This window comes from Marinobacter sp. M5B, from assembly GCF_042604615.1.
Classification (GTDB): domain Bacteria; phylum Pseudomonadota; class Gammaproteobacteria; order Pseudomonadales; family Oleiphilaceae; genus Marinobacter; species Marinobacter salarius.
On record NZ_CP156894.1, the window covers coordinates 357,602 to 379,173 of the forward strand.

At 57.9% G+C, this 21,572-nt stretch carries 22 protein-coding genes; 10 read left to right on the forward strand and 12 right to left on the reverse strand.

Annotated features, from left to right (window positions below; all coding sequences use genetic code 11):
* Positions 1-46 precede the first annotated feature (46 nt).
* The 8 genes from catA (at position 47) to AAGD24_RS01660 (ending at position 7,944) form a co-directional block, all read left to right on the forward strand.
* On the forward strand, positions 47-988 hold the full coding sequence (gene catA / locus AAGD24_RS01625) for a catechol 1,2-dioxygenase (RefSeq protein WP_075195457.1): 942 nt from the start codon (positions 47-49) through the stop codon (positions 986-988).
* A gap of 32 nt (positions 989-1,020) precedes the next feature.
* The gene (locus AAGD24_RS01630) at positions 1,021-2,412 is read left to right on the forward strand and encodes a Rieske 2Fe-2S domain-containing protein (RefSeq protein ID WP_127402335.1); all 1,392 of its coding nucleotides are present in this window, start codon (positions 1,021-1,023) and stop codon (positions 2,410-2,412) included.
* On the forward strand, positions 2,409-2,900 hold the full coding sequence (benB, locus tag AAGD24_RS01635; protein WP_075195455.1) for a benzoate 1,2-dioxygenase small subunit: 492 nt from the start codon (positions 2,409-2,411) through the stop codon (positions 2,898-2,900). Before AAGD24_RS01630 ends, benB begins: the two co-directional genes overlap by 4 nt.
* A gap of 20 nt (positions 2,901-2,920) precedes the next feature.
* The gene (gene benC / locus AAGD24_RS01640; RefSeq protein ID WP_075195454.1) at positions 2,921-3,949 is read left to right on the forward strand and encodes a benzoate 1,2-dioxygenase electron transfer component BenC; all 1,029 of its coding nucleotides are present in this window, start codon (positions 2,921-2,923) and stop codon (positions 3,947-3,949) included.
* Entirely contained in the window at positions 3,946-4,725 is a 780-nt protein-coding gene (gene benD, locus AAGD24_RS01645) for a benzoate diol dehydrogenase BenD (protein ID WP_336146337.1), read from the forward strand. The genes benC and benD overlap by 4 nt, the downstream gene beginning before the upstream one ends.
* Before the next feature lie 46 nt (positions 4,726-4,771).
* A complete protein-coding gene (locus tag AAGD24_RS01650; protein ID WP_379866312.1) occupies positions 4,772-6,124 on the forward strand; it encodes an MFS transporter in 1,353 nt (450 codons plus the stop codon).
* Between the two features lie 125 nt (positions 6,125-6,249).
* The gene (locus AAGD24_RS01655) at positions 6,250-7,425 is read left to right on the forward strand and encodes a benzoate/H(+) symporter BenE family transporter (protein ID WP_379866313.1); all 1,176 of its coding nucleotides are present in this window, start codon (positions 6,250-6,252) and stop codon (positions 7,423-7,425) included.
* A gap of 51 nt (positions 7,426-7,476) precedes the next feature.
* A complete protein-coding gene (locus AAGD24_RS01660) occupies positions 7,477-7,944 on the forward strand; it encodes a thioesterase family protein (RefSeq protein WP_075195450.1) in 468 nt (155 codons plus the stop codon).
* Here the strand turns inward: AAGD24_RS01660 and AAGD24_RS01665 are convergent, their stop codons facing one another.
* Positions 7,945-8,628: a type 1 glutamine amidotransferase domain-containing protein gene (locus AAGD24_RS01665; protein WP_379866314.1), complete on the reverse strand. Its 684-nt coding sequence runs from the start codon at positions 8,626-8,628 to the stop codon at positions 7,945-7,947. It lies immediately after the preceding gene.
* A gap of 88 nt (positions 8,629-8,716) precedes the next feature.
* Here AAGD24_RS01665 and AAGD24_RS01670 point away from each other — a divergent pair, with 88 nt between their 5' ends.
* On the forward strand, positions 8,717-9,580 hold the full coding sequence (locus AAGD24_RS01670) for a substrate-binding periplasmic protein (RefSeq protein ID WP_379866315.1): 864 nt from the start codon (positions 8,717-8,719) through the stop codon (positions 9,578-9,580).
* Here the strand turns inward: AAGD24_RS01670 and AAGD24_RS01675 are convergent.
* The 6 genes from AAGD24_RS01675 to AAGD24_RS01700 all read right to left on the reverse strand — a co-directional run bounded on the left by AAGD24_RS01675 (position 9,560) and on the right by AAGD24_RS01700 (position 14,200).
* Positions 9,560-10,321 (reverse strand): ABC transporter, encoded by a 762-nt coding sequence (locus AAGD24_RS01675; protein ID WP_127402328.1) that lies wholly within the window; start codon positions 10,319-10,321, stop codon positions 9,560-9,562. The two genes, AAGD24_RS01670 and AAGD24_RS01675, sit on opposite strands and share 21 nt — an antisense overlap.
* The gene (locus AAGD24_RS01680; RefSeq protein WP_379866317.1) at positions 10,314-11,243 is read right to left on the reverse strand and encodes a metal ABC transporter solute-binding protein, Zn/Mn family; all 930 of its coding nucleotides are present in this window, start codon (positions 11,241-11,243) and stop codon (positions 10,314-10,316) included. Before AAGD24_RS01680 ends, AAGD24_RS01675 begins: the two co-directional genes overlap by 8 nt.
* Positions 11,233-12,360, reverse strand: a complete 1,128-nt coding sequence (locus tag AAGD24_RS01685) for a hypothetical protein (RefSeq protein ID WP_127402326.1) — start codon at positions 12,358-12,360, stop codon at positions 11,233-11,235. The genes AAGD24_RS01680 and AAGD24_RS01685 overlap by 11 nt, the downstream gene beginning before the upstream one ends.
* 49 nt (positions 12,361-12,409) lie before the next feature.
* Positions 12,410-13,723, reverse strand: a complete 1,314-nt coding sequence (locus AAGD24_RS01690) for a hypothetical protein (protein ID WP_379866319.1) — start codon at positions 13,721-13,723, stop codon at positions 12,410-12,412.
* 51 nt (positions 13,724-13,774) lie between these two features.
* Positions 13,775-13,861 carry a DUF1826 domain-containing protein gene (locus AAGD24_RS01695; protein WP_199480295.1) on the reverse strand — a complete coding sequence of 29 codons (87 nt, stop codon included), beginning with the start codon at positions 13,859-13,861 and terminating at the stop codon, positions 13,775-13,777.
* 177 nt (positions 13,862-14,038) lie between these two features.
* On the reverse strand, positions 14,039-14,200 hold the full coding sequence (locus AAGD24_RS01700) for a hypothetical protein (RefSeq protein ID WP_159265582.1): 162 nt from the start codon (positions 14,198-14,200) through the stop codon (positions 14,039-14,041).
* Positions 14,201-14,419: 219 nt separating this feature from the next.
* Here AAGD24_RS01700 and AAGD24_RS01705 point away from each other — a divergent pair, with 219 nt between their 5' ends.
* Positions 14,420-14,848 (forward strand): hotdog fold thioesterase, encoded by a 429-nt coding sequence (locus AAGD24_RS01705; protein ID WP_036202370.1) that lies wholly within the window; start codon positions 14,420-14,422, stop codon positions 14,846-14,848.
* Here the strand turns inward: AAGD24_RS01705 and AAGD24_RS01710 are convergent.
* From AAGD24_RS01710 to AAGD24_RS01730, 5 genes are all read right to left on the reverse strand, one after another.
* The gene (locus AAGD24_RS01710; RefSeq protein WP_286810073.1) at positions 14,813-16,150 is read right to left on the reverse strand and encodes an HD-GYP domain-containing protein; all 1,338 of its coding nucleotides are present in this window, start codon (positions 16,148-16,150) and stop codon (positions 14,813-14,815) included. The two genes, AAGD24_RS01705 and AAGD24_RS01710, sit on opposite strands and share 36 nt — an antisense overlap.
* Positions 16,151-16,321: 171 nt before the next feature.
* Positions 16,322-17,698, reverse strand: a complete 1,377-nt coding sequence (gene pelG / locus AAGD24_RS01715; RefSeq protein ID WP_036202374.1) for an exopolysaccharide Pel transporter PelG — start codon at positions 17,696-17,698, stop codon at positions 16,322-16,324.
* Positions 17,698-19,218 (reverse strand): GT4 family glycosyltransferase PelF, encoded by a 1,521-nt coding sequence (gene pelF / locus AAGD24_RS01720; protein ID WP_036205546.1) that lies wholly within the window; start codon positions 19,216-19,218, stop codon positions 17,698-17,700. The genes pelG and pelF overlap by 1 nt, the downstream gene beginning before the upstream one ends.
* A complete protein-coding gene (locus AAGD24_RS01725; RefSeq protein ID WP_036202376.1) occupies positions 19,215-20,201 on the reverse strand; it encodes a HEAT repeat domain-containing protein in 987 nt (328 codons plus the stop codon). The genes pelF and AAGD24_RS01725 overlap by 4 nt, the downstream gene beginning before the upstream one ends.
* Positions 20,191-21,555, reverse strand: a complete 1,365-nt coding sequence (locus tag AAGD24_RS01730) for a PelD GGDEF domain-containing protein (protein ID WP_127402323.1) — start codon at positions 21,553-21,555, stop codon at positions 20,191-20,193. The genes AAGD24_RS01725 and AAGD24_RS01730 overlap by 11 nt, the downstream gene beginning before the upstream one ends.
* Between the last annotated feature and the right edge of the window lie 17 nt (positions 21,556-21,572).

The window sequence follows — 21,572 nt, forward strand, 5'->3', positions numbered from 1 at the left end:
TTGGGATGTCTGGAGCAACAACAACAAAAGACCGAGGAGACCAACAATGACCGTTAAGACCATGCAATCCGCAGATGTGAAGGAACTGCTGGAGAAAGTAGCCGGCTTCGACAAGGACGGTGGCAATGAGCGTATGAAGAAGATCGTTCATCGCGTCATGCACGATATTTTCCAGATCGTGGAAGATTTCGATGTCACGCCCGAGGAGTTCTGGAGCGCCGTCTATTACGTGGGCGAACTGGGCGCAAATGGTGAGGCAGCCCTGCTGGCGCCGGGCCTGGGTATGGACCGTTACCTGGACATTCGCCAGGACGCCGAAGACGAGCAGGCCGGCCTGACCGGCGGTACGCCGCGCACCATCGAAGGCCCGCTGTACGTTGCCGGCGCCCCCATGAGCGAAGGCTTTGATCGCATGGACGACGGCTCCGACAAGGACGCCGAAGCCATCCTGATCAAGGGCCGGATCACCGATGAAAACGGTGAGCCGCTGGCGAACGCGGTCGTGGATATCTGGCACGCGGATACCAAGGGTGCCTACTCCTATTTCGACCAATCGCAGAGCGAGTACAACCTGCGCCGTCGTATCAAAACCGACGCCGAAGGCCGGTACGCCGCCCAGAGCATCATGCCGTCCGGTTACGGTTGCCCGCCGGAAGGCTCCACTCAGCAGTTGCTGAATCATCTGGGCCGTCACGGTCAACGCCCCGCGCACATTCATTATTTTGTGTCGAAGCCGGGTTACAAGCACCTGACGACGCAGATCAACATTGCCGGTGACGAGTACACCTACGACGACTTTGCATTTGCCACCCGCGAAGAACTGGTGGTTGCCGCCAATCGTGTTGAGCAGTCGGAAACAGGTGCACAGCATGGCGTGAACGGACCGATTACCGAGGTTGAGTTCAACGTCACTCTGGTTGCGACAGACAAGCCCGAGCTCCAGGAACGCCACGCACGCCGTCGCGCCCTGGAAACCGACGTTGCCTAAGCGCCACCCAAGAACAAGACGGAGTGAACGACATGACTAGCAAACTCGACAAGCTTGCAGACAAAGTACGCGACGCGGTGATCGCGGATCCGGAAACCGGCCGTTATCAGTGTGATCGGGGTATCTTCACCGACCAGGAACTGTTTGACCTGGAGATGAAGTACATCTTTGAAGGCAACTGGGTGTACCTCGCCCATGAAAGCCAGATTCCGGAGCCGGGCGACTACTTCACGGTGACCGTGGGTCGCCAGCCGGTAGTAATCACCCGCACCAAGGATGGCGAGCTCAAAGCCATACTGAACACCTGCTCGCACCGTGGCGCCACCCTCTGCCGCAAGAAGCGTGGCAACAAGACCTCCTTTACCTGCCCGTTCCACGGTTGGACCTTCCGGAACGACGGCCAGTTGCTGAAGGCGAAAGACCAGAAGAAGGGCGGTTACCCGGAGCAGTTCAATACCGACGGCTCCCACGATCTGAAGCAGATGCCGAAGTTCGGCAATTACCGTGGCTTCCTGTTTGGCAGCCTCAATGCCGATGTGCTTCCGCTCGAGGAACATCTGGGTGAAACCACCAAGATCATCGACAACATCGTGGATCAGTCGGAAGACGGCCTGGAAATTCTGCGGGGCAGTTCGACCTACACCTATGAAGGTAACTGGAAGCTGACCGCCGAAAACGGTGCGGACGGCTACCACGTGGGCACCGTGCACTGGAACTATCTCTCCACCATGGGTCAGCGTAATTACGACAAGGGCGGCACCGAAGCGGTGGATGCCAAGAGCTGGTCCGCCGAGGGTGGTTTTTACTCGTTCGAGAACGGCCACATGATGTTGTGGACCCGCTTGCTGAACCCGGAAGTGCGCCCGATCTTCAGCCAGCTGGAACGCCTGGAGAAGACCTACGGCGAGGCCCGTGCCGATTCCATCGTTCGTACCACCAAGAATCTGTGCCTGTACCCGAACGTTTACCTGATGGATCAGTTCTCGACTCAGATCCGTGTGACCCGGCCGATCGATGTCAACAAGACGGAAGTCACCATTTACGCCTTTGGCCCGAAGAATGAGCCGGCAGAGCTGCGCGCCAAGCGCATCCGTCAGTACGAGGACTTCTTCAACGTGACCGGTATGGGCACTCCGGACGATCTGGAGGAATTCCGTGCCTGCCAGAACGGCTACGAAGCCCGTGACATGCGTTGGAACGACATGAGCCGCGGTGCCGCTCACTGGATCGACGGCCCGGATGAGCACGCCAACCAGATCGACATGAAGCCGACCATGAGCGGCGCCCGCCCGGACGACGAAGGCCTGTATGTGAACCACCACAAACACTGGCAGGTAGAAATGACTCGCGCCATCGAGGCCGAGCGTGCCCGTTTCATTCCTTTGGCTTCGAGTTCAACAGATTCAGAGGAGGCTTCCGCATGAGCCTGAGCTATCACGATATCGAACAGTTCATCATCCGTGAGGCCCGTTTTCTGGACGACCGGGAGTGGGACAAGTGGCTGGAGTGCTACCACGAGGACGTCACCTACTGGATGCCGGCCTGGGACGATGACGATGAGCTGACAGAAGATCCGCAAAGCGAGATCTCGCTCATCTACTACCCCAACAAGGAAGGCCTGGAAGACCGGATCTACCGGATCAAAACCGAGCGTTCCGGCGCCAGCTCCATGCCCGAGCCGCGCACGACCCATTTCACCAGCAATCTGGAGATTCTGTCCCAGAACGAGAGTGAAGTGACATTGCGGTTTAACTGGCTGACCAAGTCCTATCGCTACAAGAAAACAGCGGAATTCTTTGGAACGTCTTTCTACACCCTGGATGTCACCGGCGACCAGCCGCTGATCCGGGAGAAGAGGATGGTCCTGAACAACGATTGCATCAATCAGGTGCTGGACGTTTATCACCTGTAATTGATGGGGAGAGCATCATCATGAGTTATAACATCGCGCTTAACTTTGAAGACGGCGTTACCCGTTTTGTGTCCTGCAACGAAGGCGAGACGGTATTGGACGCCGCCTACCGTTCGCAGATCAATCTGCCCATGGACTGCTCCGATGGCGTCTGCGGCACCTGCAAGGGTGCCTGCCGTCAGGGCGAGTTCGACATGGGTGATGAATACATTGACGAAGCGCTGTCTGACGAGGAAGCCGAGCAGGGCATGGTGCTGACCTGCCAGATGGTGCCCTCCAGTGATTGTGTGGTGGAAGTGCCTGTCGCTTCCACCATGTGCAAGACCGGCAATGCGGAAGTGGCGGGGACGGTGGCCGAGGTGAACCTGATCTCGCCCACGTCGATCGAGCTGAAAATCACGGCCGATGAAGACATTGCCTTTCTGCCGGGACAGTACGTGAATATTCAGGTTCCGGGCTCCGAAGAGACCCGGGCCTACTCCTTCAGCTCGCCACCTGGCAGCCGCGATCTCAGTTTCCTGATTCGCAACGTGCCGGGCGGGCTGATGAGTTCGTGGCTCGTGGGCGAGGCCCGCACCGGCGACAAGGTCACCCTGACCGGCCCGATGGGCAGCTTCTACCTGCGTCCCGTTGAACGGTCGATACTGATGCTGGCAGGTGGCACCGGCCTGGCGCCGATGCTGGCAAAGCTGGAGTATCTGAAAGCCAATGGCTGTGATCAGCCTACTCACCTGGTGTATGGCGTCAGCAATGACGATGACCTGGTGTGCCTGGATATTCTGGACCGTTTTGCCGCGGAGCTGGACAACTTCAGCTACGTGACGGTTGTTTCCGGCGAAGAAAGTGACCATCCGCGCAAGGGGTATGTCACCCAGCATATGGACGAAGCGCCGGTGAACGACGGCGATGTGGATGTCTACCTCTGTGGTCCCCCTCCCATGGTGGATTCCGTGCTCGGGTTCTTCCGTGAGAAGGGCATTGAACCGAACTCCTTCCACTACGAGAAGTTCACACCCAGTGCACCGTCGGCCAGGGAGAAGGTCGCATGAAAGACCGCTTCACCGACAAGGTCATGGTGATTACCGGCGCCGCCCAGGGGATTGGCAAGCGCGTGGCCGAACTGGCCGCCGCCGAGGGCGCCAGGCTGCTTCTGGTTGATGTTGCGGATTACGTTCAGGGCGTTGCCGCCGAGTTGCGTGACCAGGGTGCTGATGCCGTGGCTGTCCAGGCCAACCTGGAAACCTGGGACGGTGCTGAAAGCGTTATGGCAGAAGCGCAGAAGCAGTACGGTCGCATCGATATTTTGATCAACAATGTCGGCGGTACGATCTGGGCGCAGCCGTTTGAACACTACACCCCGGAGCAGATCGAGAAGGAGATCCAGCGTTCCCTGTTTACCACGTTGTGGTGCTGCCGGGCGGTTCTGCCTCATATGCTTCAGCAGAAGGGTGGTGTCATCGTGAACGTATCGTCGGTGGCAACGCGCGGGCTGATGCGTGTGCCCTATGGCGCGGCCAAGGGCGGCGTGAATGCGATGACGGTGAACCTGGCCTATGAATACGCGCCGCACAATATTCGGGTAAATGCCGCCGCCCCCGGAGGCACAGAAGCGCCCCCGCGCCTGACGCCGCGCAATGCAAAAGAGCAGAGTGAGCAGGAGAAGGCCTGGTATCAGACGCTGATTGACCAGACCACGGAAAACAGCTTCATGAATCGTTATGGAACCCTGGACGAACAGGCCGAACCTATCCTGTTCCTGGCATCGGATGCGTCTTCCTATATGACCGGTACCGTGCTGCCTGTGGCAGGTGGTGACCTGGGATAACCCATTACACAGCTCCGCACAAGAACAAGAGCGGAAGTGAGAGATCATGAGAAACATCGACGTAAACGACGTTATTGATAACGCCACATTCAACAAATTCCACTGGAAAGTTCTTTTTTGGTGCACTCTGATTATCATCTTCGACGGCTATGATCTGGTGATCTACGGGGTGGTGCTTCCCATCCTGATGGACCAGTGGGGCCTGAACCCCTACGTAGCCGGTTTGCTCGGCAGCAGCGCTCTGTTTGGCATGATGTTCGGGGCCATGGGGTTCGGCATGCTGTCGGACCGGCTCGGGCGCAAGAAAGTCATCATCACCTGTGTGGTGCTGTTCAGTGTGACCACGGTTATTAACGGTTTTGCCACCACGCCCTGGCAGTTCGGTATCCTGCGATTTATTGCCGGCCTCGGTATTGGCGGTGTTATGCCGAATGTGGTGTCCCTGATGAGTGAATACTCACCCAAGAAGAGTCGCAGCACTCTGGTGGCGCTGATGTTCAGTGGTTATGCGGTAGGCGGCATGATGTCTGCCGGCCTGGGCATCTGGATCGTGCCCAACTACGGGTGGGAAATCATGTTCTATCTGGCGGTGGTGCCGATGCTGATGCTGCCGTTCATGCTGAAATTCCTGCCGGAATCGGTGGCCTTCCTGATGGCACAGAAACGCGAGGGTGAAGCCCGCGATATCCTGACCCAGGTAGCTCCGCTCAAGCACATCAACGAACAGGACGTGTTGACGGTGCCGCCAACCACCGACAGCAAGGCCCCGGTGCTCGAGCTGTTTCGCGATGGGCGGGCAATGAGCACGATGATGTTTTGGGTGGCGTTCTTCTGCTGTCTGCTGATGGTGTACGCGCTGGGTTCCTGGTTGCCGAAGCTGATGTCCAATGCCGGTTATGCTCTGAGCTCCAGCCTGATGTTCCTGATGGTATTGAACGTCGGGGCGATCATAGGTGCCGTCGGTGGTGGCTGGTTGGCCGACCGACTGTCGCTGCGCTCGGTGCTGGTGTCTTTCTTTATTCTGGGCTCCGGGTCACTGGTGCTGTTGGGGTACGAAAGCCCGATGTGGTTCCTGTATATCCTGGTGGGCATTGCCGGTGCGACAACCATCGGCTCCCAGATCCTGCTTTACGCCTATGTTGCCCAGTACTACCCGACCAGTATCCGTTCCACCGGGCTGGGCTGGGCATCCGGCATTGGTCGCAATGGTGCTATTGTCGGGCCACTGTTAGGTGGCGCGCTGCTGGCCATGGCGCTGCCGCACCAGATGAACTTCCTCGCATTGGCGGTGCCGGGTGCCATTGCCACGGTGGCCATTGCTCTGGTCGGTAGTCGTGGATTTGGCTTCCGGCGTGAGCCGGTGGCTCCGAGCGACGGTATGGCTGTTAGCGGTAGCTAAAGCGTTGGAGTGTTGATGTGACCCCAGGGTAGACAGTCAGTCTGACCCTCCTTGGCCCCGGCGTGTAAGCGCCTGGGGCCCTTTTTCGTTAAGCAGAATCATAAAACCAACAATGGATTGCGCTTATGTCGAGATTTCTGAAAGACCTTTCGCTGCCGGCCATTGTGGCCGGGTTTCTGGCCGTTCTGGTGTCCTACTCCGGTCCGCTGGCCATTCTCTTCCAGGCCGGAGCAAGTGCTGGTATTTCCGACCAGATGATGACGTCCTGGGTCTGGGCAATCTCCATGGGGGCGGCGATCTCCGGCATCATTCTGTCGATCTGGCTCAAGGCGCCGGTCGTCACTGCCTGGTCGGCGCCCGGCACCGCGTTGTTGGTGGCGCTGTTTCCGGAACTGTCGCTGAACGAGGCCGTAGGCGCCTATATTACGGCGGCGGTCATCATTTTTATCATTGGTGTCTCAGGCACCTTTGACACGTTCGTTCGTGCCATTCCCAAGGGCATTGCGGCGGGCATGATGGCGGGCATCCTGTTCCAGTTCGGCGTGGGGGCGTTTACCGCGATTGAAACAACCCCGGCGCTGGCGATTGGCATGCTGCTTTCCTACGTGGTGTTCCGTCGTCTGTTTCCCAAGTACACCCTGGTTTTGCTGTTGATTGCCGGTGTGATTCTGGCGGTGGTATTGGAAGGGGCATCACTGTCTGGCGTGCGCTGGAGTATCGCAGTCCCACAGTTCATTGAGCCGGAGTGGAACCTGGGATCAACGTTGAGCTTGGCGATTCCGCTGGTACTGGTAAGCCTGACCGGGCAATTCCTCCCAGGCATGGCAATCCTTCAGGGGGCAGGGTACTCCGTCAGGGCCAAACCGATCATCGGGGTGACCAGCCTGGTATCGCTGCCGATGGCGTTCTTTGGCGGTATCACCACGGTGGTGGCGGCAATCACCGCCGCCATCTGCACGGGTAAGGATGCCCACGAAGACCCCTCTCGTCGATACGTTGCCGGTGTGTTTAACGGGGTGTTCTATCTGGTGGGTGGCCTGTTTGCCGGTACCATCGTCAGTCTGTTCACCTCACTGCCTGCGGCCTTTGTTGCGGTACTTGCGGGGCTGGCGTTGCTGGGGGCTATTGCGGGCAACCTGTTTGCCGCGCTGGAAGATGCCAGCCATCGTGAAGCGTCATTGATCACCTTTATTGTGACGGCCTCTGGCATGTCGGTGTTCGGGCTGTCGTCTGCGTTCTGGGGTGTTGTGATCGGCTATGGTTGCTACCTGGTGCTGAATGGCAGTACCGGCAGAAAATGATTTCTGGATGGGGTAGGCTGGGGGCTTCTCGGGTTTTGGGGCTGAGTGACCATGACTGAATCGACCGACCTGCCATTCCGGTTTCGGTTTCGCGTCCGCTACGGTGAATGCGATGCCCAGAGTGTGGTGTTCAATGCACGCTACGCGGATTACGTGGACATTTCCGTTAATGAATATATCCGCGTTCTGTTCGGGGATTACCAGAATCTGCTGGATCAGGATCTGGACATTCAGGTAGTGAGTCTCACCGTGAACTATCGGGCACCTGCGCGATTTGATGATGTGTTGGAAGCCAGGATACGAGCTGGCCGTATCGGTAACACCTCATTCACGGTGCACCTTGAATTCTATCGGTACGGGGATGGATTGCTGGTGGCAGAGGCTGATATCACCTACGTGTTGATCCAGCCGTCGACAATGACGAAGACACCAGTGCCGGATGCGATCCGGAAAACGCTGGAGGAAGGCGCTCCCGGCGTGTTGATCAGTCACGCCGGGGAGCAGGTTCAGGATCGCTGATCAGCCCTGCTGCAAGGCCTGCATCACCGCCTTGGCGGTGCCTTCCGAGGAGGGCGGGTTTTGCCCGGTAATCAGCTTGCCGTCCACCACGATGTGCGGTGTGAAGTCATCCCCGCAGGTGTAGGTGGCGGTTTTCTCCTTCAGCATGTCTTCCAGCAGGAATGGCACAACGTTGGTCAGGCCAACGGTCTCTTCCTCACTGTTGCTGAAGCCGGTCACGTTGCGACCGCCGACCAGGTTCTGCCCTGGTTTGATCTCGACGTCTCTGAAGACCGCCGGGGCATGGCATACGGCGCCAATGACCTTGTCCTGTTCGTAGGCTGCCTTGATCAGAGCGACGGACTTGTCATCGTTGACCAGGTCCCACAATGGGCCATGGCCTCCGGGGTAAAACAGGGCGTCGTAGTCGTTCATATCCACATCCGCCAGTTTCTTCGTGCTGGCGAGCGCTTCCTTGGCATGGGCGTCCTGCTGGAAGCGACGGGTGGTTTCCGTCAGTGCATCCTCAGTTTCACTGTTGGGGTCGATGGGTGGCTGCCCGCCCTTGGGAGAGGCAATGGTGATGTCTGCGCCGGCATTCCTGAAAACGTAATAGGGGGCGGTGAACTCTTCCAGCCAAAAGCCGGTCTTGTGGCCGGTATCTCCCATCTGATCGTGCGAGGTGAGAACCATCAGTACTTTCATGTAACCTGTCCTTTTTGATCAAGGGATGTATTCTGACAACTGCCTTATAACCTTCTTACTTGCGGTGATCCGGCTGGAATTCAACCGTGTGGACGAGCGATCGCACCAGAACACTCATGGCGGAATGATGTTGAAAAAACTGTTTGAACCAACGTTGCGACTGTTCTGTGCGCTGTGTGTCTTGACTGCGGTGCTGACCGTGCCAGTTGCTGTCCAGGCGTCTGAGGACACCGACTGCAAGACTCTGACGGTGAGTGGTAACCCCGAATACCCACCCCTGCTGTGGCGAAGCACAGAGAAGGAGGGGGTTCTGGTTGGTGCCGTATCGGCGCTGTTACGGGAAATCGTCGAGCCCATGGGGCTGGAGGTTGTGGTCCGGGACCTGGGGTCCTGGGCCCGGGTTCAGCATATGGCTCGCAAGGGTGATATCGATATGGTCGCGGGCGCGTTCATTACCTCAGAGCGTATCGGCTACATGGATTACCTGCTCCCCCCGATCACACATCTCCCCACGGCTGTCTGGGTTCCCAAGGGTGGTGAATTCATCTACCGCCACTGGCCGGACTTGCTGGGGAAGCGCGGCAGCACGCTGATCAACAACAGCTTTGGGCAGAACTTTGATCGTTACGCAGACAACAACCTTCAAATCGAAGGGGTGAGAAGCATCGAGCAATCTTTCAAAATGGCACTTGCCGGCAGGGTGGATTATGTTCTCTACGAGGTGCTGCAGGGGCAGGTGAAGCTGGACAGCCTGGGTGTTGCGGACCGGTTTGAGGCGCTGGAGCCTCCTGTCAGCAGGGAGGGCCTATTCTTTACGTTCTCAAAGGCATCACTGTGTAACACGTTTGAGTTGCGGGAAGCCATAGCCGACCGATTGTACAAACTGGTGAGTGCGGGCCGGGCCAGGCAGTTGATTCATGACTACACCCGGCTATATAGAGGAACGGAGTGAAGGGAGCTTTTGGGTAGCGATCGCTCCGAACAGACTGCAGGCAATAATAGAAACCACGATTGCAGGCCCCGCCGGGATATCCTGGCTGGCGGATAGCCAAAGCCCGACGCTGTGTCCTGAAAAACAGTATGCTGCGGCTGCGAAAAGGCCATGTCCACGAAGAAAACAAAGCATCAGCGGCGCGACAATCAGGGTTGCAAACACGACGTAGATTCCCGCCATGTTGACGGTCGTGGTCACGGCGACCGCAAACAAAGGTAGAAAGCTCAACGAGCGTGTGCGTTCCGACGCTGTACTCTGCCACAACAACACGGCACCGGTGATGGTGACCAGCGGTATCAGCGCCGGGCCGGTGACCCACAGTAGATCCCCATTCAATGTCCTGGCCAGTTGCTGCGCCCCATGGGGATCGTTGCTGACCACCAGAGTGGCGAAGCTTGCCCCGGCGACATAGAGAATGCCAATCATGGCCTCGCGATGTTCGGGCACCCATTTGAGGATCAGGTGCACCATCGCGACGGCTACAAGTGCAAATAACAGCCCGCTGACAGGAAGACCTGCAACGGTGTGGTCTGGTAACAGGGACATCCCGGCCAGCGACCCGAGGGCCGCCCACTGGGCAATCGCCAGGTCTGCAAACACTACGCCCCGCGCCAGTACCCGGTAGCCCAGAGGGACCAGGCTCAGGGCCATCAGCATGCTTGCCCCCAGGGGTGTCAGTAGCCACAACCAGTTAGTCATTGCTGGCACTCTCGTTCGGGCGCTGCGAACGATAATGTTCCAGGCGACCAATGATGTGGCTGATCAGCGCCGCAAGGTGATCGGTGTCCGCGTCATTGGTGACGGTGCTGGGGAGCACTTCAACCGGAAGATTGACCTTCTCGGCTAGCCAGTGTGCGGGACGCTCGTCCTGGTAAGTGGCAATCAGGATCAACGCCAGTTCTGGAATCACCGGGTCTGAAAGCACATTGCTCAGGTGGGATGCGCTTGGAGGCAGCCCCGGTTTGGGTTCCAGGTCAACGGCAGTGTCAATGCCAAGCCAACGCAGAAGGTATCCGAAAGTGGAGTGTTGAACCACCACAGACATGCCTTCCAAATGCCGCGCTGCGTCACGCCATTGTGCGGCTTTCAGATGCCAGTGAACCTTCCATTGTTGCTGGCGCAAACGGATACCATTGGTTTGTTTGGGCGCAAGATCAACGATTCTGTCTGCCAGTGCATTCAGGATCACTGGCACACGTTGTGGGTCCAGATGGATGTGTGGATCGCCTTCCGGATGGACGTCGCCCATGCTGCGGTCTACATGTTGGTGAGGCTGATGCAGGTGGACCTGTTCTGCCGCAAAGAACAATCCCGGTTTCCCGGGTTGTACGTCCTGGTTGGATGCCCTGCTGATCAGGGCTGGTAGCCAGCCGGCCTCCAGCGACGCGCCGGTACAGACGGCAAGGTCGGCACGTCGCATGGCTGCAATCAGGCTTGGCCTGGCTTCAATATAGTGGGGATCCTGCATAGCCGTGGTCGCCGTGTGAATGTCCGCATCCGGAACCAGGGCCCGTACAAGGCTTTCCCACTCCGGCTCGCAGGCAAACACGTTGAGAGTTGCCTGGGCTGGCGTTATGACCAGCCCCAGCAGGACGCCCGATAGTAACCGCTTAAAATCCATGGGCACCATGTGCTCCGAAGCTCATTACGTATTGCAGCATGACGGTATTGTCGGCTTGCTCAAATCCTTCTGCCTCCTGGTGCGTGTACTGCAGCCGTACCGTTGAGAAGTGCGAGCGTGACCAGGCCAGCATGACGTCCGTTTCCTTCAGTTCCTGATGATGAAAGTGGTCGCCGTGAGCGTCCTGGAGTTCCACCTGTCCGTAGCGGGCACCCGTGGACCACTGGGGGGCGAACTGGTATACCGCCGACGCATACCACCCTTCATGAACATCGTCCGAGGTGGCATGCTCATTCAGGTTGTCGGCGTACAGGTATTCACCACTCAGGGTCAGTTGCTGCTGGCGGTTGTTGCCTCCGGGGGCCCATTTCCACACCAGATCGGTGATGTAGAGGTTTTCGCCAGTGTAGCCGGCACCATGAGAGTGCCCACTGTGGTCTCCCTCATGATCATGGTCATCGTGCTCCTCGTGGGCTTCGCTGTGAGTCTGACGGTTGTTCAGATACGAGAAGCCCGCCTGCCAACTCTGTGACCGGGAGAGGTCGCCCCCGACTCGTGTATTGACGGTATACACGCCAATGTCTTCGTCACCTTCGGAGAGTCTGCCGCCATCAAAGGCCTCAGCGCCAATCTGCCAATAGAAAGGCGTGGGAAGTAACAGGTTGAGGCGCAGGCCATCGTCGAAATAATGGCTTCCCAGCAGGGCTCGATACACGGCAGGGCGTTCGACGAAGTCGTCCTCGTGGAGGTGGCGACTGTTCAGGTAACCCACCTGAGACAGAAACCGCCCGCCGCGAACACTAAGGTTGTAGGGCATGCCGGTGGTCTGCAGGAAGGCTTCTTCAAGCTCCAGTTCGGTTTCACCTTCGTGATCTTCCAGAACCGCTGTCAGACGGCCCTCGAACAGATCATCGATGGGCGAAGACAGGGACAGTTCGGTATGACCAAGACCAAAACCCTGATCACGGTGTGACAGGGCCGTCTGGTTCTGTTTGTAATAGCCGTCCAGGATCACGCTGACGTCAGGGTTCAGTTCGTTGGCCTGGTTGGCTTGGATGGTGGCGAGCGGGAACAGAGCCAGCGCGAGAGCGCTGGCACCAATGTATCGGTGTGTCATAGAGGTCCTCTGACTGCAGGATTGTGTGCGGATGGAGCGTTCTCTGGTGTCATTCTTCGTGATCGTGATCGTGGTCTGGCAAGCCAAGCCAGACCAGTCCGGATGCGGCGAAGTCCAGAGTGATCGTGCGAACGATGTCACCGTCGTGTGTGTCTATCTCGATGATGGTCTGATCGTTGGGGTTCAGCACGAACAAGCGGTCTTCCGACGCGGACTGTGCGATGGCTGGAGCCGCATCCGTCTCCGCCAGAGGGGGCGTGATATCAAGGGTTGCGGCCAGGGCCCATTCGTCGGACGGATGGAAAATCCGCAGCTTGCCGTCGTCGCCCATGACATAGAAAACCTCGCCGTGGGCATCAAAGCCCTGGGCGATACGGCCAACGCCGTCTTCAAGCGCGAGTTCGCTGTAGTTATCTGTGGCCGCTTCTGCATCGATCACAAACAGTTGATCACCGGCAATGCCGACCATTTCCTCAACGTTGTGGTGGCTCGCCAGTGTGCCGATCCGGCTGCCGTCTTCCAGGGTGTCAGGGTTGCCAAGCTTGGTCGCCGGATAAGAGACGCCGTGCAGATCAATGACCAGGACGCCATCGCTGCACCCAAAGGCGACAACGTGATCGTTGGCCGCTGCACCGTGGAGCCGGGGGCAGGTTTCGCTGTAGCGTTCCTCGAACGCGAATGCGCCGTTGGCGAAATCGTAGCGCTCGACCTGGCTGGGCAAGGTGGTGTCGGTGACAGAGGCATCGCGGTATGTAACGAACAGTTTGCTATCCGCAAGTTTGGCAACGCCGTGCATGTTGTTGTCCAGATCCAGGGAGGCTTCGGCGGTTCCTCCACCCAGCGACTCGTCGGTGAACACGGTGACTTTGGAGCTGGCGGCGTCTGAGCCATCAAAGAAAACGATGCCCCGATCGTCGCCCAGCGAGTAGTGAGTGGGGCGGTTATCGTTCAACGTCAGGTTGAGCTTGGTTGGCGTTTCCGCGTAATCATGCATGTGGTCGCCGTGGTCCTCGGTATACAGACCACTGTCGAAAAAAGAAACCAGATCGTCGCCACGCTGAATAACGACCCCATAGCGGCTATCGGGGCTGCTGAACAGTCTGGGGGCTTCCCCCGTCAGTTCAAACGTGGCCAGGGTTTGACCGTTGTCGTCGATGTCCAACACCTTTACGGCATTAGCGTCAGTATCGAACAGCGCTAGACGGCCGGCGGTATCGATGTCGGTATGCTCATGGGAATCATCGTCATCCGAACTGCTGCCGCCACACCCTGCGATCAGGATGGCGGAAAAGGCGATGGCCATGGATGAACGGCCTGAAAGAGCCCAATTCCGTTCGGCTTTCGAATTGTCTTGAATTGTCATTCCAAACTCCTTGTTGTGTTAAATGTTATAACATTTCGTTTCAGAGGTAGCTCAAAGCCAGTCCAGCGCCAGAACCAACCGTGGATGGCGGCCAGGTGAAGGCGACCTGTGGACCAGCCCTTTCCCTTCATTACCCATTCAATTGCCGATTTCGACATTAATGTTATGTTATAACATAACGAATTCGAAAGCCAAGCTTTTGCCTTTTGTGCTCAACCCAGAGATAGACCTTGGGGGAAGAAGAAAAGCGAAGTGTGACTGACCTACTGGTGGATCAGGAGCAGTTGTTGGCAGGGAAGGCGTTTTGGCAAACGCTCAACGATCCGTTCCCGGCCTGGGAAGAGCTCTGACGCCGGTCGAGTGACTGGCCTGGGTGGCTGGGCGCTTCGTGTCGTGGCGGGACTGCTGTTTCAGATCCAGCCACGCCTGAAAAATGCTGCTGGCGTTGCCGGCCAGTTGAGTTGCTGCTCGGCTCATCACACCGTCTCCTGTTTGCATCGACTCACTGAAAGACTAGCAGTAATAATCTTTAATGCAAACGATTATCAATAACAATTTGGAGTGTGGTTGATCTTGCCTGATGGCATACGTTTATTGGATACCCACCCTATGGTCGTTCGCTACCTATCTGTATACACTAAAGAGCTTTGGGGCCCCTCAGCTTACAGGGCCCACAACACTAGGAGGTAGCAGTCGATGGCAATCTGGACCCGCAGTATCCCCACCCTCGAACAAATGGCCGAAGCCAGTAAAAACACCGCTGTCGAGACCATGGGTATTGAATACGTGGAGATTGGTGATGACTACGTGATTGGCCGGATTCCGGTCGATGAACGCACGGTTCAGCCGTTTGGCATTCTCCATGGTGGATCGTCAGTGGTGTTGGCGGAGACCCTGGGGAGCATGGCGGCCAATTATTGCTTGCGCAAGGAGAACCAGATTGCTGTGGGGCTGGACATCAACGCCAACCACATCCGCTCCGTTACCAAGGGCTGGGTATACGGAACCGCACGCCCGGTTCATATCGGCGGCACAACGCAGGTCTGGGAAATAAAGCTGGAAAACGAGGAAGGCAAGCTGACCTGTATCTCAAGACTCACCATGGCCGTCATCGACCGAAGCTGACACGTCCGGTGCTTTACGGTTGAGAATGCCCTGTTCGATGAAGTCCTTCATTACGATGCCGAAGCTCTCGTCCGGCACTTCCCGGGCAATCTTGTAGGGTTGTCCGGAGCTGTCCTGCGTTTCTTTTAACAGGTTTGCTTCGCGAAAGATGGCCAGCGGCTGCTTGTTTGCGTCTCGCACAAGCAGCACCCGCGGTTTGAGTTTACTGGTGGGATGGGTGGCCACTACGATGCCTACCTCACCGTTGGTCATTTCCACGATGGAACCGGGCGGGTAAACGCCAACCATGCGGATAAACTCCACCGCCAGCTCCGCATCGAACTGGGCGCCCTTGTTGCGGTGGATAATCTGCAACGCTTCCATGGACGCCCGCCCCTTGTCGTAAACCCGGGAGCTGGTGATGGCGTCGTAGGTGTCGACCAGCCCCACGATTTTCGCGAACAGTGGAATCTGCTGCCCGGACAGGCCTCGTGGATAGCCCTTGCCATCCATTCGTTCGTGATGGGAATAAGCAACATCAACGGCCGCGTGTGCCAGTCGGGGGAGTGCCGCAAGCACATCGCGACCAAAAGTGGTGTGGTTTTTCATCACCGCGAACTCTTCGGGCGTGAGGGCCCCGGGCTTGTTCAGGATCTCGTCATCAATGCGCATCTTGCCGACATCGTGAAGCAGGCCACACAGTGCCACAGTGCGAATCTCGCCTTCCAGCAGCCCCAGGTGCTTGGCAAACGCAGCTGACAGGATTGATACGTTGATGCAGTGTTCGGCCGTGTATTCGTCCTTGTTTTTGATCTTGGTGAGCAGTAGCAGAGCATTGTCGTTGCGCAGTACGCTATCCACGCAATCATCCACCACCTGGTGGATCTGGTTCATTTCCAGGGTCCGCCCGAGCCGCAGGCTGGACATGATGTTTTTAGCCGTGGCTTTGGCATCGGCATAGTTCATCCGTGCCGTTGCCATTTCCCGGCTGGCGTCCACTTTATTGACGTAGGTGACTTTCCGCTTGGGGATGGCCGAAGGCTGTTGAGAAACGTTGGGCTTGCTGGTTTTAGCCGATGTTTTACGTCGGCTCACCGGCGCGTGTCTCTCGGCAGTTGGAGCGACTTGTACACGTCCTTCCACGATGACCGTTTCGCACTGTTGCTGCACGGCAAGCACATCTTCCTCAGTCTGAAGAATGAAGCCCTGCAGCAGGAAATCGGTATCTTCCCACGGCCGGTCCAGACGAATCACATGCATCCCTATTGCCAGTTGGGATACCGGGATTTCAGTCTCTATGATGTCTTCGCGGCCCATTGGCATAGTAGATTTTCTCGAAGCCAGGATTGGCGCGATCGCCCGATCAAACTCCGGGTTTGTGCGCCTCAACCAAAGTATGAGTGAACGCTACGCCCGTGTATCGCTTGAATCCTAAAATAGTGTCAAATGCTGTAACCAAAAGAAAACGTGCCGGTCATTTCAGCCTAGCATGCGCTACCGTCCCTGCAACATGAAGGTTTCGTACTCCAGCTTGTCGAACTTGCGCGACAGCAGCCACAGGCCGGTCAGCGCTGCGAGCAGGGCGGCGGCGGCAAAACCATAGCCGTAGAAAGACGCTCCCAGTTCGATGGTGATGAACGTAAACGCAATATTGCCGAAGAAAAACAGTGCACAAAGAGTGACGTTAATGCCTCGTGCGTCGAGGTAGAACAGCACGTTCTGGATCGCCAGCAACAGTAACTGGATGCCAACGGCGACCAGGTCAATGTGGAATAGCGGCAGGTACAGAGGGGATATTCCGATGGCCGCCAGGATTTCCTCGCTCCAGAGGAAGATTACGATGACCGTCAGCCCCTGCACCTTGAAGATCTCGTAGATTCCGTTGCGGGCCACGATGACCATCTGGTCCCGGAAGCGATTGATCCGTTCCAGGGTGTCGCCCTCCCGTACCGCGTTGTAGAAACGCTCGTAGGCCTCGGCAAAGTCGGTTTCCATGCGAACCAGAAAGACCGCCATACCGGGGATAATCGAGAGGTAAGCCAGGAAGATGGGCAAGTCGTAGATCACCGACGCGCGCAGGCTGGCGATAATAGGCTGTGAGGTGTCCGGGTGAAACCAGAAGATGAATTTGTCGGCCCACACCGCCGCATTGAACAGCAGGCCGGTGAGGATCAGCGCCGGAAAAATCTGCCGCCGCCGGGTAAAATCAAATCGGATGAAGTGGTCACCCGGATACTGCCGGATAATGGTGTAGAAGAAGCTGAAGAAAAGCAGGCTGTGGCCCAGAAGAAGGCCGGCCAGCAACCCCTCAAGGCCAAATTGTGACAGCACCATGGAGCTGACTACGGCGGTGGCGTAACCCAGCGCAAACACCACCACAATGCGACGATAGGACTTCATGCTGGACAGGAAGATTGTCACCGGCCACAGGTTACACAGCACGACAAAGTTGGCCAGCATCAGCAGGCGGTACAGCACCGAAGTGTCGCTGAAGAACAGCACCATGGCCATCAACCCCAGCCCCAATGACAGTACCGTAGTGACCCAGATCAGCCCCATCAAATTGGGCAGGATCAGGTCATTGCGCTTGGCGTACAGCCGGTCTGCCACCCAGCGGGTGAAGACGTGCTGGAACAGGCCCGACAGGGTCAGAGAGACGGCCATCAGGTAGGTCACCGATACCAGGAACTGAACCACCTCGGTATCAGATACCGCCAGTGTGAAACTGATCACCCCGATCATCATGACGCCGAGCACCGACAGCACCCAGGGGCCGGAGCTGATGATACCGGCCAGGCCGTAGGCCTCGAACAGGTTCAGGAAACTGTCGCGCTTGAGGATGCGGCGTATCTCGAAACCGATGCCTGCCATTAGCCGTTCAGCCCCTTGTTGTAAATGGAGCGGTAGGCCCCGAACATGCTTTCCAGGGTATAGAACTTCTGTACCCGCTCCAGCCCCGCTTTCTGAGCCTGTTGCCATTGCTCGGGGTTCGACAGCAGCCGCACCGCTTCCCGCGCGGTCGCTTCAGGATCTGCGATGGGCACCACAGCACCGCTGGCGCCCAGTGCACGGTCTTCGTCGCTGGCGCCTTCCAGTAATTCGCGGCAAGCGCCCACATCGGTAGCCAGGCAGGGCAGGCCCGCAGCGTGGGCCTCCAGGATTACCAGCGGCAACGCTTCGGAAATAGACGTCAGTACCATCAGTCCAAGCTGAGGAAGAATGTCGTTGACGTTCTGGAATCCCAGGAATTTCACTCGTTGGTTGAGGCCCAGGCTATCCACCAGTTCCTTGCACTCGCGTACGTAGGTTTCGTCCTCGTCTTCCGGACCGACGATCCAGCCCTCCACGTCGGGAATGGTTTCGCTGACCGAGCGCATGGCACGGATAAAGGTTTTTATATCCTTGATGGGAACGACCCGCCCGACCAGTCCCAGCACTTTCGGGATGTGGTCGGGGCGGGCCTTCCTTGCGGCGTCGAAGCGGGTGGGCTCAATGCCGTTGGGAATGATACAGGTACGTTCAGGCGGTGCACCGTCCTGAAACTGCCGTTGCTGATTGCCCTGGTATAGCGACACGATCGGGTCCGCCTGCTGGTAGGCCAGTCGTCCAAGGGCCTCGAAAAAACGGATCCAGAGCCGGCGAATGTATCCCAACTGCTCATTCAGCGTACCGCTGACCTGGTCCGTGGGGTCGTGAATCCACTGGGCCTGGGAGAGGTCAATCTTGCGTTCCTTGGTGTAGATGCCATGTTCACTGAGCGCGAAGGGAATGCCCCGCTGCTCGCTGGCGATGGCGCCGAGCAAGCCCGCGTAACCGGTGGAAATGGAATGCAGCATGCGCACGGCCGGCATCTTTCGCGCCACTTCGGCGAGCTGGAACAATGGCGCGTGCATGATACGGATCGACCAGAAATAGTCGACAAAGGACGGCTCCGTACAGTATTTACGGTAGTTCTCGTCAATCATCTCCCAGCTTTCTTCACTGTAGAGGAAGTCGTCACGGCTGATACCCTGCTTCTGGCCCAGGTCGGCAAACACCTTGTGGAGGATGTCTGGCGGTACTGACTTTTCGGACTTGAACTGCTCGTGCAGGCACTTCTGGGCCTCGAAGGCGGCCTTGTTACCCCGACGTGGCCGGGGTTTGCCAGCAGCTTCGGTGTCCATCAGGTAGTGGCATTCCAGGTGAGTGACATTGTCTGGCAGGACATACTGTTGCTCGCCGTAATGTGCGCGGTCGCCGCCCAGAAAGATCAGGGCGAAGGTGTATTCCGGCAAGCCGGTAATGACCTGGTGCACCCAGGAGGACACCCCGCCCCGGATGAACGGATAGGTGCCTTCCAGCAACAGGGCGATGTCAGCTTTGGGGGTTACGCTGGTTTTGGGTAATGTCATAACCATGACTCGATAACCGGTCGGTTGGCGGGGTGGAAACGCTCAAGAGGGCAGGCCGAAAGATGTTGGCGCACCTGAGCAAAGTCCCGGCGCAGGTACGCGACTTCCCCCAGGTAGGGCATGATCAATTCCGGTGACGAGCCGCCGGCAAGCGCCGAACGGAAGGCCTCTTCCGCGTTGTCGATGTTACCCAGGGCGAGTTCCACACGGCCGAGCAGGCGCCAGTCGTTGTGTTGGGAGCGTCGGGCCACCAGTCGTCGTAGCAGTTTCCCCGCACTGTCCAGGTAGTAGTGTCGCAGGCCGCCCTGGGCCAGGCCCAGATAAGCCATTTCCCACCAAACCTGTGCCAGCCTCCGCTGAAGGGAAACACTGGTCAGGTCGTCGGCGTTCTGCAGTGACTGCTGGAGAGTGCCGGCCCGTTGGGCCAGGGTTTTCTCTTTTTGCTCAAGCATGGAATAGGCCAGCAATCGCACATCGTCAGACGGGTCTTTCAGAGCTTCACGCAGAATTTCAATGGCGTCCCGGTCGTTCATCTGGCGAGTGGCCATCAGTGCTTTCAGGCGTTTGTCGGTGCTAATGGCTTCGCGCAGTACCTGGCGAAGGCCGCCCTGGCTGTAAACCACCTGTAGATCCATATCGATCGGCTGGAATGGCAGTTCGGGGATGTCCACTTCCTGCCAGGGTATGTCGCGACTGGACCGCGGTAGATACAGTGCCAGCAACATGCCCAGTACCAGGCCCACGCTGCCAATGAAAGGGATGGCAAACTGCAGGGTGAACAGGAAGACACCTGTGGTAATGGGCTGCCCGCGATAGCGCGACGGCATCAATGGCAGCAGGATCAGGGTGAGCAGCGCACAGGCCATGGCATGGGCGATCAGGTAAGCGGCCAGCTCAAGGTTGCCGGCGGTGGGTGATAGCAGTCCGGTGACGCCGCCGGTTTCCAGCGCCAGGGCGAGCAGTGCAAACCAGCTATTGGCCATGGCTGTTCTTTCCCTGGTTGTGCTCTCCCTGGTTGTCGAACAGGAAGGCCTGCACCCACTCATCGGCCTGGGCCCGATTACGGACTTGCAGGGTTTGCGGTGTCACCAGGTCACTGGCATGCAACCCCAGCTGTTCCCTCAGTCCGTCGTCCAGCCGTTGTAGATAGCCGGCCAGGCCCAGTTCATCGGTGAGCGGCATCAAAACAACGATGTAGCGCTGATTGCCGGCCCGATGCTCGGCAATCACATCAAGGCCCCGGCGGACTTTTTGAATATGGTCGGCAATCAACTGGCCATTGCGGCTGTCGGCCAGCGGCAAGCCCACCATCGCTGCGGGTAGGTTGAAGAATTCCGCGTCGCGGCCTGCACGGGCCAGATGGCGCCGGAAGTAACGCCATTCCGGTGATCCGCCGGCCTGTATTTCCGAGTGTTCATGGGCGATGTCTGCCATGTGCCCGGCCAGGATCGCCAGCAGTCGCAACGAGCGAGCCTCGAAGCTGAAAAAGGGCATGGCCTCGATAACACACAGGCCGATAAAGCGATCTTCGGAGTCAATCAGGGGAATGGCTGCCAGCAGATCGGTGTCGAGGTCGCCCATACGCTGGCGGAACTCAGTCTGCACCGACACCAGTTTCCGTTCCGCCAGTGCGTGCAGCAGCAGTGGATCTTTCAGGTCCACCTTGCGGAAGCGACCGACCGTTGCCAGTGGTTCCGGTTCGGGTACGCCATTATTGACGGCGTAGATGCCGGCAATCTGCAGTTGTCCGTAACGCCCCAGTAGCTGGAGCATCAATGAGGCCGTCTCCTGATTCAGGCCGGCCTGATCGGCTTCGCCAATCTGTGCGTACAGGCGTCTAAGCGCCTCTCTCAGGCTGCTGGAACTGCCGGCCAGTTGTTGCTCGAGTCGGTCATGGGACACCTTGAGCAGATAGTAGTTGCGGGTGAACTCTTCCAGGCGGGAACCGCGGTAGTCGTTGCTCGCTTCCAGTTTTTGCTGCTGGCGGCCCCAGTAGTCCCGAAACTCACCCGCCAACAGGCTGATGCCGAGTACCCCGGTGGTCCACACGTAGGGAAAATCACGGGTGCCGCTGGTGATCTCAAACCGCAAGTGAAAACCCAGGGCGGCGATGATGATCAGGGCTGAAATCAGCGCCATGAAAAAGCCGTACCTCAGGCCTACCAGTAGCGGTCCCAGCACGGGCCAGGGAAAGTTTCCCGTCAGATAGAACGGATCATCCGGCCGGTGCCAAACGCTAAAGGCCAGGAAAAACGCGGTAATCAGCAGGGTTTCCAGCCACTTCAGTGCAATGGGTACCCGTACCTTCTCGCCCGTTATCTGCTCTGCTTCGTCCATAGTGAACCCTGTTGCTC

Excerpts from the sequence above, each read along its gene's own strand:
- AAGD24_RS01650 (WP_379866312.1), top strand. The coding sequence starts at position 4,772 with ATGAGAAACATCGACGTAAACGACGTTATTGATAACGCCACATTCAAC.
- AAGD24_RS01660 (WP_075195450.1), top strand. The coding sequence starts at position 7,477 with ATGACTGAATCGACCGACCTGCCATTCCGGTTTCGGTTTCGCGTCCGC.
- catA (WP_075195457.1), top strand. The coding sequence starts at position 47 with ATGACCGTTAAGACCATGCAATCCGCAGATGTGAAGGAACTGCTGGAG.
- AAGD24_RS01695 (WP_199480295.1), bottom strand. The coding sequence starts at position 13,861 with ATGGGTAATGAAGGGAAAGGGCTGGTCCACAGGTCGCCTTCACCTGGC.
- AAGD24_RS01700 (WP_159265582.1), bottom strand. The coding sequence starts at position 14,200 with ATGAGCCGAGCAGCAACTCAACTGGCCGGCAACGCCAGCAGCATTTTT.
- AAGD24_RS01685 (WP_127402326.1), bottom strand. The coding sequence starts at position 12,360 with ATGACACACCGATACATTGGTGCCAGCGCTCTCGCGCTGGCTCTGTTC.
- benB (WP_075195455.1), top strand. The coding sequence starts at position 2,409 with ATGAGCCTGAGCTATCACGATATCGAACAGTTCATCATCCGTGAGGCC.
- AAGD24_RS01705 (WP_036202370.1), top strand. The coding sequence starts at position 14,420 with ATGGCAATCTGGACCCGCAGTATCCCCACCCTCGAACAAATGGCCGAA.
- AAGD24_RS01630 (WP_127402335.1), top strand. The coding sequence starts at position 1,021 with ATGACTAGCAAACTCGACAAGCTTGCAGACAAAGTACGCGACGCGGTG.
- AAGD24_RS01690 (WP_379866319.1), bottom strand. The coding sequence starts at position 13,723 with ATGACAATTCAAGACAATTCGAAAGCCGAACGGAATTGGGCTCTTTCA.
- AAGD24_RS01675 (WP_127402328.1), bottom strand. The coding sequence starts at position 10,321 with ATGACTAACTGGTTGTGGCTACTGACACCCCTGGGGGCAAGCATGCTG.
- AAGD24_RS01730 (WP_127402323.1), bottom strand. The coding sequence starts at position 21,555 with ATGGACGAAGCAGAGCAGATAACGGGCGAGAAGGTACGGGTACCCATT.
- benD (WP_336146337.1), top strand. The coding sequence starts at position 3,946 with ATGAAAGACCGCTTCACCGACAAGGTCATGGTGATTACCGGCGCCGCC.
- pelG (WP_036202374.1), bottom strand. The coding sequence starts at position 17,698 with ATGGCAGGCATCGGTTTCGAGATACGCCGCATCCTCAAGCGCGACAGT.
- AAGD24_RS01680 (WP_379866317.1), bottom strand. The coding sequence starts at position 11,243 with ATGGATTTTAAGCGGTTACTATCGGGCGTCCTGCTGGGGCTGGTCATA.
- pelF (WP_036205546.1), bottom strand. The coding sequence starts at position 19,218 with ATGACATTACCCAAAACCAGCGTAACCCCCAAAGCTGACATCGCCCTG.
- AAGD24_RS01710 (WP_286810073.1), bottom strand. The coding sequence starts at position 16,150 with ATGCCAATGGGCCGCGAAGACATCATAGAGACTGAAATCCCGGTATCC.
- AAGD24_RS01655 (WP_379866313.1), top strand. The coding sequence starts at position 6,250 with ATGTCGAGATTTCTGAAAGACCTTTCGCTGCCGGCCATTGTGGCCGGG.
- benC (WP_075195454.1), top strand. The coding sequence starts at position 2,921 with ATGAGTTATAACATCGCGCTTAACTTTGAAGACGGCGTTACCCGTTTT.
- AAGD24_RS01725 (WP_036202376.1), bottom strand. The coding sequence starts at position 20,201 with ATGGCCAATAGCTGGTTTGCACTGCTCGCCCTGGCGCTGGAAACCGGC.
- AAGD24_RS01665 (WP_379866314.1), bottom strand. The coding sequence starts at position 8,628 with ATGAAAGTACTGATGGTTCTCACCTCGCACGATCAGATGGGAGATACC.